The following is a 934-nucleotide window of genomic DNA, read 5'->3' on the forward strand; positions in this document are numbered from 1 at the left end:
CCCGGTCTATGCCTGCACCCAGGCCAACATCCGCTGGCCGCGCGGGCATTATTTCTCCTTCCAGGCACCAAAGGACGGGGTCGTCACCAAGTTCATGTGGCAGACCCAGGGGGCCCGGAAGCATGCCGAACCGGACGACGCCCACAGTGGCGGCAATTTCGGCTGCTACCGGATCAATTTCTACCGCTGCAACGACTGGGACCAGCCGAAGGGGACGCTGCTCGCCTCGGGCGTCGTGACGCCTGGCGAGCTCGGCTACTATCCGGGCCGGCAGGTGGGCGGCTTCGATGCATTCAATGCCTTTGCGACCCGCTTCGGCGTGCCGGACAGCCCGGAGCTCGTGGGCGGCCTCCACGTCCAGGCCTGGCTGAACCGCACCACGCTGCGCGGCACCGAGTACGTGCACAGCGGCACCGCCTATGTCTGGATCGACGTGACGGCGAACGGCAGCCCTTGGGCCGTCACGGCCGGCGAATGGATCCTCGCCGAGTATGTCAACCTGGCGGCCAGCCCGACCACCAACTTCTCGTTCGACAACAATGCGTTCTCGGCGTCCGCCGCGCACCCGGGAACGGAAGGATCGAACTCGCCGATTGATCGGCTGCTCGCGGTGCGCGAGTACCTGCCGGCCACGGAGCAGCCCAGCACCGATGCCAGCGCCGGCGGTGCGCGTGGCATGACGCCGGCTTTCCTTCTTGGCTATGACGACGACACCTGGTTCGGCCAGCCCTGGTACTATCGGGGCCGCTACCGAGGTGGGAACCCCAGCGGCGGCCTGTTTGACGAGGATCCGGTCGACCCCAGCAAGCCCCGCCCGGACGCTTCCACCCGAGGCCCGGCGCTCTTGGTGTACGGCCAGCACCGGCTGCGCCAGGTCCTCACGCCGCCCGCCGATTTCGCCGGAGAGGTCGTCGACGAGATCTACGTCCATGCC

At 67.8% G+C, this 934-nt stretch carries 1 protein-coding gene; it reads left to right on the forward strand.

Annotated features, from left to right (window positions below; all coding sequences use genetic code 11):
- On the forward strand, positions 1–934 hold a 934-nt coding region (locus tag EQG76_RS31400; protein WP_159719126.1), incomplete at both ends, for a hypothetical protein.

It is taken from the genome of Geminicoccus flavidas, from assembly GCF_009806515.1.
Taxonomy (GTDB): Bacteria; Pseudomonadota; Alphaproteobacteria; order Geminicoccales; family Geminicoccaceae; genus Geminicoccus; species Geminicoccus flavidus.